This window comes from Runella sp. (assembly GCF_027484545.1).
In the GTDB taxonomy this organism is placed as follows: Bacteria; Bacteroidota; Bacteroidia; order Cytophagales; family Spirosomataceae; genus Runella.
Window position 1 is genome coordinate 1 of the sequence record NZ_JAIXST010000344.1, and the last position, 15,916, is coordinate 15,916.

Here is a 15,916-nt window from a genome sequence, read left to right on the forward strand (position 1 = left end):
CTCTTAAAGCGAGAGCCGACTGAAATGAGTTTGGCTCGTAAGCGAAAGAAAGCCGCTCGCGACGATGCTTACCTTAAAACCCTGTTAAACCAACTTAACACTTGATGCAATCACCCTAGTTTTTTGATAAAATTCTTCGATTTTTGGCATAATTTTTACATAACAGAATTCCTCTTTTTTGACTCTTGCAAGTCTTTTATCAGGCATAGTTGAGTGCTGCGCGTTATGTATTATCTCAAACGGTTTTTTGGTTTTCCTTTAAGATCTATTCCCGTTTTTTGCCTTAATCGGCCAGAATGTTGATACGGTGTAATTGGTATCGCAATAATAAGCGCAAAAAAAGATACCGATTAAACATATACACCTTATACTAAACATTTATGGTCATGCTACGCAGATTTCTACAAGGTCTTGGAATGATTGCCGCGTTAGTCATTCTAAATTCAAACTTTTCAAAACTAATTGCTCAGCAGCAAACGCTTGAAAACAATCAGATTTGTATGGATCCTATTATGGGTCGAGGGCTATACATCAATGCTGTCAATACAGGTCTGTGTCTTCTTTGTAATGCTGCCAGCGGTGCCAACATCGTTGATGGCAATTTGACTAATTTCGCTACACTTACTACGGGCGTAAGCGTTTTAGGGAGAGGCTCTTCGGTGTCCGTTAAAGATTCATTGCAGTACTATCCCGGAGGTAATACGGTGGGTTTTGTCATTAAGTATAACGCTAATTTGTTAAATGCGGTAATCCTGAATCAATTGCAGATTAAAACGTATCGGAATGGGGTTTTGAAAGAAACAGCCATTTTCAGTTCAGGTACAGGACTTTTGAGTGCTTCTGTTTTGGCCAACGATAGTGGTAAACAAATTTTGACATTTACAACGACTGTGTCTTATTAGTGGTATCGCAACGGAACTTTGATCAATGGCGTCACTGACTCAACCTATATCGTGACGCAGTCAGGTAGCTATACGTTTAACAGTCCGCTCGCAAGCGGATGTCCTTCGGGCAATTGTTGCCCTGTAGTAGTAATATATGCTAATTTAGTGGCAAATGCGGATCCAGACCCCGCGCCGATTTGTTCAGGTACAAAGGTGACACTAACCGGTAGTGGCGGAGGGACTTATCTCTGGAGCACAGGAGCTACTATTCCTTCCGTTACAGTTTCTCCTACTGGTACGCAGGCGTATATACTTACCGTCACTGCCAATGGATGTTCAGCCAAAGATACTGTGGTAGTGACGGTTAAGCCAAGAATTATAAGTGGAGGGGGTAATCGTAATTTGTAATAATGCAGGTACAACCAATACCAATGCGGACGATACCTTTACTTTTGTACTCAACCCTTCGGGAGGAACTACCACTTATACTCTAAGCGGGGCTGTAGTTGCCGGTCCTTTCAATTATGGGACACCTACGGCTTTCCTGATCAGCAGCGGCAATAAAGCCATAACGCTTACGGACGCCAATGGATGTACACTCAATGTAACTGTTACAGCTCCGGCATCTTGTTTTAATTGTTCTCCTATACCGGTGTGTGTACTCGTTACAGTGAAAAAGATTCAGTAGCAATAGAGTAGGGTACAGTGTTTTAAAGGGGGGGGCACAGGTTGGAAACCCCTTTTTTATTTTTTGTATTTATTACCGCACAAAATTTTTTAAATTTGTCGAAACCTAGTTTAGGTTTGTGTTTTGTTATATTATTTTTATTTTTGGAATATGCATATTATTTTTGTGGTATATATTTTGTTATTTTATTTTTGTAATACTCCGCTACATTTTTAAAATTCATTTAATCCGCCCATTTGCGTAAAATGAGGTTTTTAAATTTTAGGAGTTATTTTTATGCGTGTATGGGCAAATCCCCAGACATTGAAACGGTTCGCCGCTGCGATAAATAGGCCATTTATGCAAAAGTCCGTTTCCAGCGAATTGACGGACGGTTCGCCGCAGCGATTGTTTTAAACTAAAATTCGTAGCGGACTATTGTATTAATAGATAAACTTTTTGAAGATACAAATGCGTTTACATGGAGACTGTCGGCTCAAGCGCAGTGTTATCAGTTCATGGCTGACTTTATTGGTCAAATCGGGCGAAAGGAGTCGGTGAAAGATGTCAATAAAATCAATCATCAGGATTTGAAGCAGACTGTGAGTATTGAAAGTCGTTATTTTGTGATTACCCAACCATTGCCAAGTGTATAATTTTTGGCACGGGAAGCTGGCATGAGTCTTTCCAAGTTTAAAAAGTGTTTTAAAGAGATTCATGGATTGCCGCCTTATGAGTATCATTTGAACCGGAAATTGGAAATTGTCAAAACCCAGCTTCTTCAAAACAAATGGTCAGTATCGGAGATTGCCTCTCAATTGGGATACACAAGTTCGGCAAACTTTGATAAAGTATTCAAGAAAAGATTCATGATGAGCCCTACGGCAATGTTGAAACTGGTTTACTATCAATAATTCAATTTTATTCCCGTTCTATAATACACATTTCTATCTTTTAACATAAAGAATATATGAGTTGGATTGTGATTCAGCGGTACGAAGACCTGCAAGCAGACGAAAAAAACTTTAGAAAACTGACTGGCTTGAAAAAAGACGAGTTTTCTACACTTTATCGCTTTTTTAAAGAGGAATGGCATTCCTATTTTGCAAATTTTACCTTCGATGGTAGCCCGAGATTACGGCGGCAAGTTTTTGTACGCAAAAACAGCATTTTTTGGGATTCTCAGGATGCACTGCTTTTTGTACTGATTTATTTAAAGGGAGGTGTTCCGCAGGAGCAATTGGCTTTTAGCTTTGGAATAGATCAACCAAAGGCAAGTAAATATCTTTCATTGATTCAAAAGCTATTACTTCAGGCAGTTGAGAAAAATCCGAATATCATTTCGAAAAGAAAACAAAAACGAATTATAGATCCAATAATGGCACGGGTAAGCGACCCTTATACCATGGTGGGAGCATAATCGGTTTTTGTCGGGAAATTTAAAGTATACTTTTTGTTGATTGGGTTTTGAAAGGTGCGGGAAAGTGTCCAAAAGATATTATTTTTGGATACTTTCCCGCACTTCCTTTTTCAAACTATCTCATGTTATCCAAAAATCCAATCACCACTTCCCTGTTCGACCTGTTTAAGGTAGGGCCCGGTCCTTCGAGTTCTCATACGATTGGACCCATGAAAGCGTCGTACAATTTTTTGCACCAGCTAAATACGCTGCCCATCGAAATTGCCCAAAAAGGAAAGCAAATTCAGATTCATCTCTATGGCTCGCTGAGTGCTACTGGCAAAGGCCATGGTACTGACCGTGCGATTGTGGGCGGCTTGTTAGGTTGGCAGCCTCACACCTGTGATCCGAAAGCGCTGAATGGGTTGATGAAAGTTCAGGAAGATAAATATTCTATTGTTTTTCAGGGGATTGCAATTTTGATTTCTGCAACAAGCCTGACGTATCACAAAGGGAAAACGGATTTTCCGCATCCTAATACAATGATTTTGCAACTTCTTGATGAGGCAGGAAATGTATTATTTGAAGGTGAGTATTATTCCGTAGGCGGTGGATTTATTCAACAAAAAGGCCAACCCCCGGAAGGAAGCACAGATCGGCAACCTGCGTATCCGTATTCGACGATGGAACAGTTGAAAGTCCATTTGAAAACAAATGGATTGGCATTGGCCCAATTGATGATTCAAAATGAGCAGGCATTGACGGGGCTTCCCGAAAAGGAGATACTAAGGAAAATTGACCAAATTCTGGACTTTATGCATAAGGCTGTGAAGCGTGGAATTCGGGCAAAGGGCATATTGCCGGGCAGTATCCGTCTTCAGCGCAAAGCTCCCGTTTTGTATGAAAGGGCAAAACAACATGCCTCAGCAACGGACAGCTTTTTGAGCTTTATGAATGCGTATTGTTTGGCCGCATCGGAAGAAAATGCCGCAGGAAGCATTGTTGTTACCGCTCCTACTTCGGGAGCCTCCGGGGTATTTCCAGGACTAACTTACCTGATGAAGTATCATTTTCATTATTCACCCCAAAAAATGCGGGATGGAATGCTGGCCGCAGCGGCGATTGGCTTTTTGGTAAAACACAATGCCAGTATTTCGGGCGCTGAAATGGGTTGTATGGGGGAAATCGGGACGGCCTCGGCGATGGGTGCTGCCATGCTTACGTATGCCGCAGGCGGAAGTATTGAAGCGGTAGAAGCAGCGGCTGAAATCGGAATAGAACACCACTTGGGCATGACGTGTGACCCTATCGGCGGCTATGTGCAAATTCCGTGCATTGAACGCAATGCCATGGGGGCTGCTAAAGCCTATAACGCGTATTTGCTGGCAATGACGGTTGAACCCGGAATGCAGAAAATCTCCTTTGACAGCGTCATCAAAGTCATGCGGGCCACAGGGCGGGATATGTCCAAAAAATACAAAGAAACCTCAGAAGCGGGATTGGCGCTGAGTGTAACGGAATGTTGATGCAGCAGGCAGTCCTCAGTTTACAGTTAGTTAGTTCAGGCTATAGTTGGATAACCGGATTAGAGAGAGTTTGCTACTGCTTACTGTGAACTGCCAATTGTAAACTGCTTACTGCCTACTGAACATTGAGCTGATAAATACCTTTCCATTGGGTGGATTTATAGCGTTTGTTGAGTTCAGGAAGTCGTTTAAATATGCGGGGCATGATATTTACTTTGTCAACGACGTAGGTAGGAGGGTCTGCTTTAAAATTGTCGAAAATGTTGATGACACTTTCGTAACTGTCTAAATTCTCAAAATCATACCTGGCTAATTCCCAATTCAGATAGGCTGTCGTGGGAAAATTGTCTTTATATTCCCCTTCATCAGCGCCGATTACCAAGATTTTTTGCTTGTTGATTTGTGGCGGAAGCAGTGCATTTTTGATTTTGAGATTTTCCAAACGCGACGATTGATTGAGCGCAAATGAGTTATTTAAAAAGGACGCTTGGTATCGGAAAAAAAGAATTGCTGCAAACACCACCATAAAAAGTATTTCGGCTAACCAACGTCGCTGCATGAGCATAAAAAAATTGACGGAAAAAAAGGCCAGCGGCGGGATAAAAATGATGAATTGCATGGGAGCAATAAAGGGCATCAAGCCAATTGAAATAAAAGCCGCAATGACCCAAATTATCATAATTTGCTGACAACGACTCTGGTAGTTGATAAAACGGGGATAGCCAAAGGTTTGGGCAAATCCCAGCCCTCCCACTAAAAAAATCCCTCCCATGGTACCTATTACTCCCAGAAAATCTTTGAGGTTATATTGGCGCGTTCGAAACGCAGACGCCAGCAAATTTTGACTGAAATCGTTGAGAGAATCACGAAAAAAGAAAAACATAACGGTCAGCGCAATCGGGAATATATAGCCAAAAAAAGCCAGCGCCTGTTGGCGAAAATTGGCCCCCGTATAGAGCAACATGGAAGCAAATGCCCATAGATAAAAAAGCTCCATAGGCAGATAAAACAGGGTCGCAACGCTTAAATAAAACCCAAGTTCAAAAACTTCGTCGGTTACTCCTTCGCGTTGCATTTGCCGAATCAGCGTTCCGTAGGCAAATAAAATAAAAGTAGTCGCCATTAAAACGGGCGATAAAGTGCTGCAGTCAAAAGATATGTTGATAAATAAAATATACAGAATGCCCGGTACGTAGTTTCGTTCGGTAAAAAGCTGCCGTTGATTGGAGATATAATTGAAATAAATGGCCTGTAAGACAATGACAATATTGGCAACAGTTCGGTGAGCAATGGGCGAACGACCGAATACTTCGTCCATTCCCCAATAGACGGCGGCCGATAAAGGGCTGAGATTGTCCAATACATCGCGGTAAAGCATAAATCCCTGTCCCATTTTCTCACCTACCAGCATCCATTGAAGCTCAGGAACCAATAAATCGGGGGTATGAATGTAAAATGGGAATTGCAGTAACACCAAAATGATGATGAGACTGAGGATTTGATACGGGGCATTAACTCTGAAAAAACTTAGCATTTTAGTAGTGAGTAGTGAGTAGTGAGTAGCCAGTAGGGGATTTAACTCAATACTAATTACCCACTACACTATACTAAAAAATTATTCCCATTCAATCGTTGCAGGTGGTTTTGAAGAAATATCGTAAACTACCCGGTTAACGCCTTTGACTCGGTTGATAATATCGTTGGAAATATCAGCTAAGAAATCGTACGGTAAATGTGCCCAATCGGCCGTCATACCATCTACTGAAGTTACGGCCCGTAAAGCTACTACACGCTCATAGGTACGTTCATCACCCATTACTCCCACACTTTGGATGGGGAGTAACATGGCACCCGCTTGCCATACTTGGTCGTATAAGCCTCTGGTTTTAAGTCCGTTGATAAAAATGGCGTCCACGTCCTGTAAAATCGCCACTTTTTCGGGAGTAATATCTCCCAAAATACGAATGGCTAAACCGGGGCCGGGGAAAGGATGACGTTTGAGAATATTTTCGGGAAGTTCTAAAGTCCGTCCAACGGCTCTTACTTCATCTTTGAAAAGAGTATTAAGCGGTTCAACTACTTTCAGTTTCATATAATCGGGCAACCCGCCTACGTTGTGGTGCGATTTAATAGTTGCCGAAGGGCCCTTCACCGAAACGGACTCAATCACGTCGGGATAGATAGTGCCCTGACTGAGCCATTTTACATCTTCAATCAAATGGGCTTCCTGGTCAAATATATCAATAAAGGCTTTTCCGATGGCTTTGCGTTTGGCTTCGGGGTCGGTGAGTCCTGCCAAGGCGTTGTAAAAATGGTTTTTTGCATCTACGCCTTTGATATTCAGACCCATATCTAAATAGGAATGGAGAACTCCCTCGTATTCATCTTTGCGCAGCAGACCATTATCAACAAAAATACAATACAGATTTTTGCCGATAGCGTGGTGTACCAACGAAGCCGCCACTGTTGAATCTACGCCACCCGAAAGGGCCATAACCACTTTATCATTGCCCAATTTGGCTTTGAGGTCGGCGATGGTGCTTTCTACAAACGAGGCCGCTGTCCAATCCTGCGAGCAACCACAAATATCAACGACAAAGTTTTTTAGAATATTTTTTCCCTCCACCGAGTGGGTTACTTCGGGGTGGAATTGAATGCCGTAGGTGGGTTCGCCTTCAATATGAAATGCCGCTACCTTGACGGAATCGGTTTCTCCGATGATTTTAAACGATTCGGGAACCGAAACGATGGTATCGCCGTGCGACATCCACACCTGAGTAAGTGGTGAAACTGTATCCAGCAGCGCAGAATGTGATTGGTGCGTAAGCATAGCCCGACCGTATTCGCGGTGTTTGGAGGCTTTGACTTCGCCGCCTAATGTATGAGCAAGCAATTGTGCGCCGTAGCAAACCCCTAACAAAGGCACTTTGCCTCGGAATAAGTTCATATCGACCCGAGGTGAACCTTCGTCACGTACGGAATAGGGGCTTCCCGAAAGGATAACTCCCTTTATATCAGGCGTAATTTCGGGGATTTTATTATAAGGGTGAATTTCGCAGTAAACATTCAGTTCGCGGACGCGTCGAGCGATGAGTTGGGTAAATTGCGAACCGAAATCAAGAATCAGAATTTGTTCGGACATAGACGTGTTTCTAAGGTGCAAAGGTAAAAAAAAGGATGTACAATGCCTTACTGGTTGGAATTTCTTTGTATTTTCGCTAAAAATAGACGCATTATGGTGCCCGCAGTTTCATCTCCGTTTACTTCTGAGGAATATCTTGCCTTCGAACGGGCAAGTCAGCATCGGCATGAATTTATTTATAATACTCTTATTGAAATGGCTGGAGCTACCAAAATCCACAATTATATTACTACAGCGTTAGTAGGGTTACTTTGGAATCTATTAAGAGGAACCGATTTTGAAGTCTTAGGCAGTGACATGCGCGTTTTCAATCCTCAGAACGGCAGCTATTTTTATCCAGATATTGTGGTAAGCAATGGCGAAGCCCAAACGATAGAAAATGATAATCTGACCAATCCGGTCTTGGTGATTGAAGTAGCTTCGCCTTCCACGGCGGTGTTTGATAAAACTGACAAATTCATTGCTTACCGCAGCATTGAAACCCTGAAAGAATATGTGCTGGTCTCCACAGAACTGCCTCAAATGGAAGTGTTTCGTAAAAATGACAAAGGGGAATGGAGCGTAGAAACCGTCCATGGGCTGGATAAAACGGCTCATTTTCGGTCGGTCGCGGTCTCAGTTTTATTGAAAGATGTTTTTGAAAAAGTATTTTAAACTCAGCCTCTTCCTGGTACATTGAATTGCTCCACCAGCCAATCGCGCTTTTGCTTCGTGACTGGCACCTGCGCCCCGTCAGACATCAACAAATAGCCACCTTCCTGTTTCACGATTTTTCGTAAAAAATGCGGATTGATGAGGTGTGAGAGATGCACCCGCACAAACCCGTTGGGCTCCAATGTCTGCTCTATTTCCTTGAGCGTACGACAGATAACGAGTTTACGACCGTCGGTCAGGTGAAAATGCGTGTAACTTGTATCGGCCATGCAACGCACAATCTGACTTATTTCGATGATTTCGTGCCCTTCGTTGGTCGGAAGCGCCATGCGCTTCGGTGGCGTTTTTGGCGATAAATGTTCGTGTAAGGTCTGTATTTGAGGAAGTTGCAGTTGCTTGATTTTCTTTTGTTGCCAGCTCACAAGCGCGTCTTTCAGATCGGTTTCTTCAATGGGTTTGAGTAGATAATTTAACGCACTCACCCGAAATGCCCTCAGGGCGTATTGGTCGTAAGCGGTGGTGAAAATGACGTCAAAGTGAAATTCATCAAACTGTTGCAGCAAATCGAAACCATTGAGGCGGGGCATTTCAATGTCCAAAAACAAAATATCAAACGACGTAACACGCATAAACTCCACCGCCGCTTCCGGTTGGTTGAACTTGGCCAAAATCTGTACGCCCATGTTGAGGCGTTTGAGCTTCATTTCCAGCACTTCCGTGGCGGGTTTTTCGTCGTCAATCAATATGGCACGTATCATTTCTTAGGTATCAATAGTGGATTCATCCAGTAGATTATATACAATCCGGACCAGCGTCCCGGTTTCTTTTCCGCGCTGCAAATCACTGATTTCGATGGAAAGTTGGTTGGGGTAATTTCGGTTAAAAAGCGCAATGCGCTGCTGTGTAATGTCCATTCCGTACGATTTTCGTTTTACTGACGAACGACTTCGCATCTCCGCCGATTTTTTTCGACCAATACCGTTGTCTTCAATTTCAAACTCAACCCGATGCTCGTCGGCCAACCGAACGCGTATTTGTACATTTTTAGTGGGTTTATCGGAAGGCATCAGGCCGTGCCAAATGGCATTCTCGACAAAAGGTTGCAATAATAACGGTGGAATGATAAGATGCTGGGTATCTACGGTTTCGCCCACTTCGATGGAATACGTAAATCCTTCACCCAGGCGCGTGGCTTCAATGTCGAGATAATACCGTAGCGCCGTCAGTTCTTCTTCCAACAGAATCGACTCTTCGCGCGAGTGGTTGAGGATCATCCGCAGCAGTTTTGAAAATTTGGCCAGGTAACCGGTCGCTTTGTGTTCGTCGTTGGATAAGATTAAATATTCCAGCGAATTGAGGCTGTTGAACAAAAAATGCGGATTCATTTGGCTGCGCAACGCCAGCATTTCGGTTTCGGCCATGCGCTTCTCGTAAAATGACTTGTGTTGAAGTTCTTCATAATAAGCCAGTTGGCTCTCGGTCTTTTCTTTTTCCAGCAAACGGTACCGGTGCGCGAGGGCCAACGAAAGCACGATGATTTCGGTCACCACGGCAAACGACAGCGTCAATAAATCATCCACATTGGCGGGAAGTTTAACGCCTTTCAGAATCACTTCGCCCGCCCTGAGCCACGCCAATACCCCAAACAATCCCAGCATACAGTTGGCCCAAATGACGTACGGAACCATCGGTGATTGGACGCTCCGACTCATCCAAACGAGCGTAATGATGTAAATCGGTAAGGCAATGAAACGACCGCCCCAAAACGAAAACTGACTGAAACCGCCGTCGTTGGTCAGCAGCATTAATAAGATATACACAAATCCATACCCCGCCAACAAAAGCGCCAGCCGACGAAACCACCGCTGCATAAGCGGGTGGGTTTTGGCGAGGTTGAGCAGTTCGGTCATAAACAATAAATAAGCTCCGATGCCCCACCAAAGCAGTGATTCCATCAGATGACTTTTGAACAAGGGCCATTCGCCGAGGCTTTGACCAAGGGGTGTGTAGGCGCGGGTTTTGAGCAATGAGAACAGAAAGCCGCAAACGATATAGCCCCAATAATAAACATAAATGCGTTGGCGGTATTGAAGATACAACAATCCCACAAACAGGACTGTCAGCGCCAATGCGCCCTGAATCCAGCTTCGATACTGAAATTCGGGCATATTTCTACGGTATTCATTCAGGGTCTTTTTTAAGTAAAAGGCTTCTTTTTCAACCTGCAAACGCAGGGAAGGCTTGGGCGATTGAGCCCCTGTCCAAAACGGCAATATACCCGCCTGATTGGAAATCTGCGCCAAGATGTCAACGGTGGTTTTCTTCGCAATGAGTAAGGGAATGTAGCGGTCATCTTCCCGCAGCGCCCACTGCGAAGAAGGCGTCATGTAGCCACTTTTGAAAGTGCTTAGTTGCCCGTTGTTCAGTACGTGAAAAACAACGATTTGATTGGCCGAAGTTACATTGACGTAAATGGTTTGAGCGGTATCGGTATCGTTATGAATCCAAAAATGCAGCCAATGGATTCGGTCGGCATACGTGCCGGTTTGTGAGCTTAGCAGCTGCCAATCCGTAAACTGTTCTGCAAAAGGTTGTGGTAAAATTTCTCGTTTTTCACGAAGGGGAGTAGTGGTAACCACAGCTTTTTCAAAGAGTGTTCTATACTCTTTGAAAAAGCTCAAACGCAGCGTATCGGGCAGGGCTTCGGCCTGAAGCGCTATCAATAGGCAAACGAATAGGAAGAGGCGGCCGAGCATCCGTGGGATATGATTTTTAGTTTTTTTCAAAGAAAATAAATTTTCATCGAATCCCTGCACTTTACCTGACCGACGGTGTGTTTGAATCCACTGAAAAGCCTTTTGACTTTATCCCGTTTTGGTTTGACTTCAAATGAGCCTTCATTAACTCAAACCCCCGCTTCGTGGATTCAAATGCTTTGTGGGTGAAATAGGACACGCAACTTTTGGCCTATAGTGGCAGATTTGGTTTGTAAATCAAGTCATTTTCACTCATTCAACGCTTAGAATAAAGATGATTACAGACGTATTTCACCACTTCTCGTCAAAGAGTATTTGCTTCACCATCACGGTTATCCTTTTTATTGAAACGTCCGTTTTTGCCCAAATACGTGTTGAAAACCCCAAACGTACCACCGAACGCAGCGTGGAAGGCCGTGTCAACAGCCGCATAGACCAAGGAATCAACAAAGGCTTGGATAAGGTGGAAGAAGGAATTGGGAATATTTTCAAGAAAAAAAGCCCCTGTACCCCCAAAGGGGGAAAAGAAGAAGACAAACAGCCTGCCGAAGAAACAACGCAAGAACAACCCGAAAAAGACGACTTAAAATCAAACAAAGAGTCTTCCTCATCGGGGCAAGTTGGGGCCAGGAAAGAGGAAAGGGAAAAATCCCCTTTTGGGGGCCAGGGGGCTTTGAAAGTGTATTCCAAGTTTGACTTTGTGCCGGGCGAAAAAGTGATTGCCCTCGACGACTTCTCTACCACGACTGTCGGCGACTTCCCGCTGGGCTGGAACACCAACTCCTCGGCAGAAGTAGTTACCCTCGACGACAGCCCTACTAAGTGGCTTTTTATGACCAAAGATGGTTTTTTTCAACCTACTTACGTTAAAGATTTGCCCGAAAACTTCACCTTAGAGTTTGATATGTACAACCGCTACGTAAACGGAAATGTGTTGACCTATCGGTTTATGATACACGCCAGCGACAACCCCAAGCGCGATTTAGCCGACAAATACATCGCCAAAAGTGGTATTTATTTTGGTTGGGGAGCAGGTACCGGTGCGGCCAGTTTTTTTGTTTATGAAAATGGTGAAGAAACGATCAAAAACGAAAATCTAAATATCAAAGAGTTGGAATGGGACGATACACCCGCCAAAGTTCGATTTTCGATTTGGCGACAAAAAACACGCTTGCGCATTTACGTAAACCAAAACAAAGTAGTGGACATTCCGCAAGCCTTCGACCCCAAAGCCAAGTACAACGTCTTCAAGCTGGGTGGGGAATATATGAATTTTGCCACTGCCGACAACAAAGATGAGTTTATGGTGTCAAATATTCGCTACGCCGTGGGTGCCCCCGACACGCGTTCCAAGCTCATCACCGAAGGAAAATTCAGCACCACGGGGATTTTGTTTGACGTCAATTCCGATAAAATCAAACCCGAATCTTACGGCGTTTTGAAGGAATTGGGCACGGTTTTGAAAGAAAATGCCACGGTAAAAGTGCGCATTATCGGTCACACCGACTCCGACGGCGAAGATGCCAAAAACCTTGATTTGTCTAAACGTCGCGCGGCCTCGGTCAAAAACGCCCTCCAAACCGAATTTGGCATTGACGCTGCCCGCATGGAAACCGACGGCAAAGGCGAAACCCAGCCCGTAGCTCCCAACACCACCGCCGAAGGTAAAGCCAATAACCGTCGGGTGGAATTCATCAAACTGTAAACATTTGATTTTCAGATGAATAATTCCTTGAAATCAATTCGAATAAGTTGGGGGATACTGCTCTCAGCGGTCATGTTTTGGCAAAATACCTACGCTCAAAGTGTGGTTATCAGTCCTAATAAAAGCATTTTTTCTCAAAATAGCACTTCCGATTCAGTGGTGATTCAAGGAAAAAGCTCAGTGCCTTTGACGTTAAAAACGGATCAGAATTTCATCATGTTACCACTTCACACCCAAAACAGCACCTTTGTTGGAGGGCTGGTAGGTCAAGATAACTTGTTGAGAATTTGGGGATATCAAGGACTGGAATTTCACCTCGATGATATTTCGGCGGCTCACTTTGAATTTGGGCGCTTTTTTGTGGGGGAATATGGGACCGCCAAAGCTGCATTGGATGTAGAGGGCACTAATGGCGTGGGGACGATACGTTCGAGAGAGCTTGATTTTGAGCAAGTTGCTGATAACGAACGACGACCTGTATTTGCGGATAAAGACGGTATTTTGCGGGTTTCAAACACCTCAAATTATTACTTGAGTTACAATTTCAGCAGCGTACAGGCCCAAGATTGGGACGACCAACTTCGCAAAGGCAGCGGATACGCGTGGTTCAACACCACGACTTTACCGAAAACCATGTATTTGCCGCTAAACTTACCCGACGAGGTGGTGATTACCAACGTGCGGATGTATGTGTGGGACAATTCAGCATCCCATATCTCTTTTGTATTGAACAAAAATACGCATACTACCAATGTCTTTACGGCCGTCGCCTCGGCGAAGAGCAACTTTAACGTAGCTTCTATTGGCAGTATTGCCGCTTCCATCAATGAAATGATTGACAATCAGACTCATTCGTATTATCTAAATATTTCATCGGATGGCAACTGGACGGGCGACACCCTCAAGTTTCACAGCCTCGTCATTACGTATCAGCACCGATAACCATTTCACTCTAACGCTCCTATCCCCATGAAAAAACTCGTTATTTTCTTCTGTTTATTGGCCGTGTTGTCGTGCAAAAAGAACGCGTTAGAGCCAAGTGAAGCCAACTGCGAAAAAGCCGCCGCCGAGTACGAAAAAGTCATCGCGGCTTGGTCGCAGGACATTGGCAACAAAACAAAATGCGAAGCCGTCAAAAAGTCATTAAACGAGATTATTCGGTCGTGCAACGTTTATACCCCCGCCCAACGGAAAGTGTACGAAGACCAAATCAAAGACATTGACTGTAACTAAAAAAAAAATAATGAAGCTACAAATCCTTCTGCCTTGCATCGCGGCTTTTGCCATAACCGCCTGCAACAACACTACGGCCAACAACGCCGAAAAAAGTACAAGTGAAACCCCAAAAACCGAAGCCGTTTCGACTTCGGGCAACGCTGATTGCCTCAAATCGCACGCCGATAAAGGTATACTCGACCAACTGTTGCCGTTGGAAGTAATCAAAAAGCACTACGATGTACCCGCCCAAGCCAAGAAAGATTATAGCTACAGCCCCGAAGCCAAAAAGCACGACAAAGACACCTACGAATATACTTGGGACAGCGGCAGAGTTCGTAAAATAAAAATGATGGGTCAAGAAATGGAATACCCCTCGCCCAATCGGGTGGGTCTGCGTTGGGTGGGCAGCGATTTGTTCATGATAACAGGCAAATCTACCCCATTAGAAAGTTTTAAAGCTTTTTATCGAAACACCACCGCCGCTGAAAAAGAAGCCGCCTTCAAAAAAGCGGGCGAGGCCATGAAAGAAAAAGGCTACGATGCCAAAACCACCGAAACTGCTACCAACATGGCCAAAGATTTATCTACCGACCAAATCACTTTCAAAGAAATAACGGGCGTGGGCGAGGCGGCTTCGTGGCGTATCAAAGAAAAAGAACTGACCGTGCTGGTAGGTAAAGTTACGTTTCAAGTCAGTGTAGAAATCAGTGCAAACGACGACGAAAATATCGCATTGGCCAAAAAACTGGCCGCCGAAGTGCTGGCAAAGTGTAAATAATTATCCCCTAATTTTCATGAAAAACCTATCTGTTTTACTCGCATTTTTCTTTTCGTATCAGCTTTCTGCCCAAGAGTGTACGGATTACTTCAAACTTTCAAAAGGCTTAAAGATAGAAATGGTCAGCTACGATAAAAAGGACAAACCCGTGGCTACCCTCAAATCGGAGGTGATTGATTATAAGCCTGTTAATGGAGGGTTTTTGTTGGTATATGATACCGAAACCTACGATACCAAAGGGCGGCTCTTGGCCAAGGGGCAAGCTTCGGGTAAGTGCAGTAAAGGCGATTACATTGCAGATGTGCGCAACATTAGCAGTGATATGATTCCAAAGGCAGCCGATATTAAAGTAAATATTGATGGCGACAAAATGGTGTATCCCGCAGGAATGAAAGTAGGAGATAAACTGCCCGATGCCACGATAAATATCGCCTCCACACTGGCGAGCGGTATGAACCTGATCAGTATCAGCGCAACGATTGCCAATCGAAAAGTAGAAAGCCTCGAAACCGTGGAAACGCCCGCTGGAAAGTTTGACTGCCTGAAAATTACGTACCTCATGAATACCAAAATGAAACTCCTTGGTAACAAGTCTTTGAGCTGCACTGAGTATTTAGCGAAGGGAGTTGGGGTGATAAAACAGGAGCAGTTTGACGAAAAAGGAAAAAAACAATCGTCAATGATGCTCACCAAGTTGGAGAAATAACCTTAGAAAGCCATGCGGATGAATTATTTTAAGTGGGTGTTGGGGTTGATTGTTTGGTGTCTGAGTGCGGGACTTTTTGCCCAAGAAAAGCTTACGAAACAGCAACAGGCAGATCTTGATAAAGCAGTGAAAGAAGCCGAAGCCGAAATGGCCAAATTCAAAGACCCGGCCTACATCAACAAACTCTTTGATAACCAGATCAAAGAGTTTAAAGCCAATGGCGCAGCTACGCCCGAACTATTGAAGGAAATAGAAAAAGCCCGCGCCGAAATGTTAAAAATGGCGAAAGGGAGTGGAGTGTCGGCTTCGCCAAAACCCGTAGCGGAGGAGCCCGACGAGCCAATCGAGACGGCTCAGGTTGCTGGTTCATCGTCACATTTGGTGAAAGTCGGGGTTTCCCATCAGGATGACTCTTTTGCGGAGCAACTCAAAACTCGCTCTTCCATACATCTGACGCTTGATATTTTTGAGCCTGTTTACC

At 44.2% G+C, this 15,916-nt stretch carries 18 protein-coding genes; 14 read left to right on the forward strand and 4 right to left on the reverse strand.

Going from position 1 to position 15,916, the window contains the following annotated elements:
- Positions 1–386: 386 nt before the first annotated feature.
- The 7 genes from Q0081_RS30695 (at position 387) to Q0081_RS30720 (ending at position 4,476) form a co-directional block, all read left to right on the forward strand.
- Complete coding sequence (locus Q0081_RS30695) at positions 387–902, forward strand: hypothetical protein (RefSeq protein ID WP_298362698.1); 516 nt, start codon at positions 387–389, stop codon at positions 900–902.
- 51 nt (positions 903–953) lie between these two features.
- Positions 954–1,292 (forward strand): hypothetical protein, encoded by a 339-nt coding sequence (locus Q0081_RS30700; protein WP_298362700.1) that lies wholly within the window; start codon positions 954–956, stop codon positions 1,290–1,292.
- The gene (locus Q0081_RS30705) at positions 1,267–1,572 is read left to right on the forward strand and encodes a hypothetical protein (RefSeq protein WP_298362703.1); all 306 of its coding nucleotides are present in this window, start codon (positions 1,267–1,269) and stop codon (positions 1,570–1,572) included. The genes Q0081_RS30700 and Q0081_RS30705 overlap by 26 nt, the downstream gene beginning before the upstream one ends.
- A gap of 497 nt (positions 1,573–2,069) precedes the next feature.
- A complete protein-coding gene (locus Q0081_RS30710) occupies positions 2,070–2,207 on the forward strand; it encodes a hypothetical protein (RefSeq protein WP_298362705.1) in 138 nt (45 codons plus the stop codon).
- Between the two features lie 3 nt (positions 2,208–2,210).
- Complete coding sequence (locus Q0081_RS32050; protein ID WP_409034111.1) at positions 2,211–2,465, forward strand: helix-turn-helix domain-containing protein; 255 nt, start codon at positions 2,211–2,213, stop codon at positions 2,463–2,465.
- A gap of 56 nt (positions 2,466–2,521) precedes the next feature.
- A complete protein-coding gene (locus tag Q0081_RS30715) occupies positions 2,522–2,971 on the forward strand; it encodes a transposase family protein (RefSeq protein WP_298362707.1) in 450 nt (149 codons plus the stop codon).
- Positions 2,972–3,093: 122 nt separating this feature from the next.
- The gene (locus Q0081_RS30720) at positions 3,094–4,476 is read left to right on the forward strand and encodes an L-serine ammonia-lyase (protein ID WP_298362709.1); all 1,383 of its coding nucleotides are present in this window, start codon (positions 3,094–3,096) and stop codon (positions 4,474–4,476) included.
- A gap of 115 nt (positions 4,477–4,591) precedes the next feature.
- Here Q0081_RS30720 and Q0081_RS30725 read toward each other — a convergent pair whose 3' ends face one another.
- Together Q0081_RS30725 and guaA are read right to left on the reverse strand one after the other, a co-directional pair.
- A complete protein-coding gene (locus Q0081_RS30725) occupies positions 4,592–6,010 on the reverse strand; it encodes a hypothetical protein (RefSeq protein WP_298362712.1) in 1,419 nt (472 codons plus the stop codon).
- Positions 6,011–6,091: 81 nt separating this feature from the next.
- On the reverse strand, positions 6,092–7,618 hold the full coding sequence (gene guaA / locus Q0081_RS30730) for a glutamine-hydrolyzing GMP synthase (protein WP_298362714.1): 1,527 nt from the start codon (positions 7,616–7,618) through the stop codon (positions 6,092–6,094).
- Between the two features lie 42 nt (positions 7,619–7,660).
- On the opposite strand from guaA, the gene Q0081_RS30735 reads away from it, so the two are divergent.
- Positions 7,661–8,272 (forward strand): Uma2 family endonuclease, encoded by a 612-nt coding sequence (locus Q0081_RS30735; protein WP_298362717.1) that lies wholly within the window; start codon positions 7,661–7,663, stop codon positions 8,270–8,272.
- A 2-nt stretch (positions 8,273–8,274) separates the two neighbouring features.
- Here Q0081_RS30735 and Q0081_RS30740 read toward each other — a convergent pair whose 3' ends face one another.
- Together Q0081_RS30740 and Q0081_RS30745 are read right to left on the reverse strand one after the other, a co-directional pair.
- Positions 8,275–9,030: a LytTR family DNA-binding domain-containing protein gene (locus tag Q0081_RS30740; protein ID WP_298362720.1), complete on the reverse strand. Its 756-nt coding sequence runs from the start codon at positions 9,028–9,030 to the stop codon at positions 8,275–8,277.
- 3 nt (positions 9,031–9,033) lie between these two features.
- Positions 9,034–11,058 (reverse strand): histidine kinase, encoded by a 2,025-nt coding sequence (locus Q0081_RS30745; protein WP_298362723.1) that lies wholly within the window; start codon positions 11,056–11,058, stop codon positions 9,034–9,036.
- 244 nt (positions 11,059–11,302) lie between these two features.
- Between Q0081_RS30745 and Q0081_RS30750 the strand changes: the two genes are divergently transcribed.
- The 6 genes from Q0081_RS30750 to Q0081_RS30775 form a co-directional block, all read left to right on the forward strand.
- Positions 11,303–12,733, forward strand: coding sequence for an OmpA family protein (locus tag Q0081_RS30750; protein ID WP_298362726.1), 1,431 nt, complete (start codon positions 11,303–11,305; stop codon positions 12,731–12,733).
- Positions 12,734–12,748: 15 nt separating this feature from the next.
- The gene (locus tag Q0081_RS30755) at positions 12,749–13,675 is read left to right on the forward strand and encodes a hypothetical protein (protein ID WP_298362730.1); all 927 of its coding nucleotides are present in this window, start codon (positions 12,749–12,751) and stop codon (positions 13,673–13,675) included.
- Between the two features lie 27 nt (positions 13,676–13,702).
- Positions 13,703–13,966 (forward strand): hypothetical protein, encoded by a 264-nt coding sequence (locus Q0081_RS30760; protein ID WP_298362733.1) that lies wholly within the window; start codon positions 13,703–13,705, stop codon positions 13,964–13,966.
- Between the two features lie 10 nt (positions 13,967–13,976).
- On the forward strand, positions 13,977–14,729 hold the full coding sequence (locus Q0081_RS30765; protein WP_298362736.1) for a hypothetical protein: 753 nt from the start codon (positions 13,977–13,979) through the stop codon (positions 14,727–14,729).
- Positions 14,730–14,745: 16 nt separating this feature from the next.
- Positions 14,746–15,435, forward strand: a complete 690-nt coding sequence (locus Q0081_RS30770) for a hypothetical protein (RefSeq protein WP_298362738.1) — start codon at positions 14,746–14,748, stop codon at positions 15,433–15,435.
- Between the two features lie 18 nt (positions 15,436–15,453).
- On the forward strand, positions 15,454–15,916 hold a 463-nt coding region (locus Q0081_RS30775; RefSeq protein WP_298362740.1), incomplete at its 3' end, for a hypothetical protein.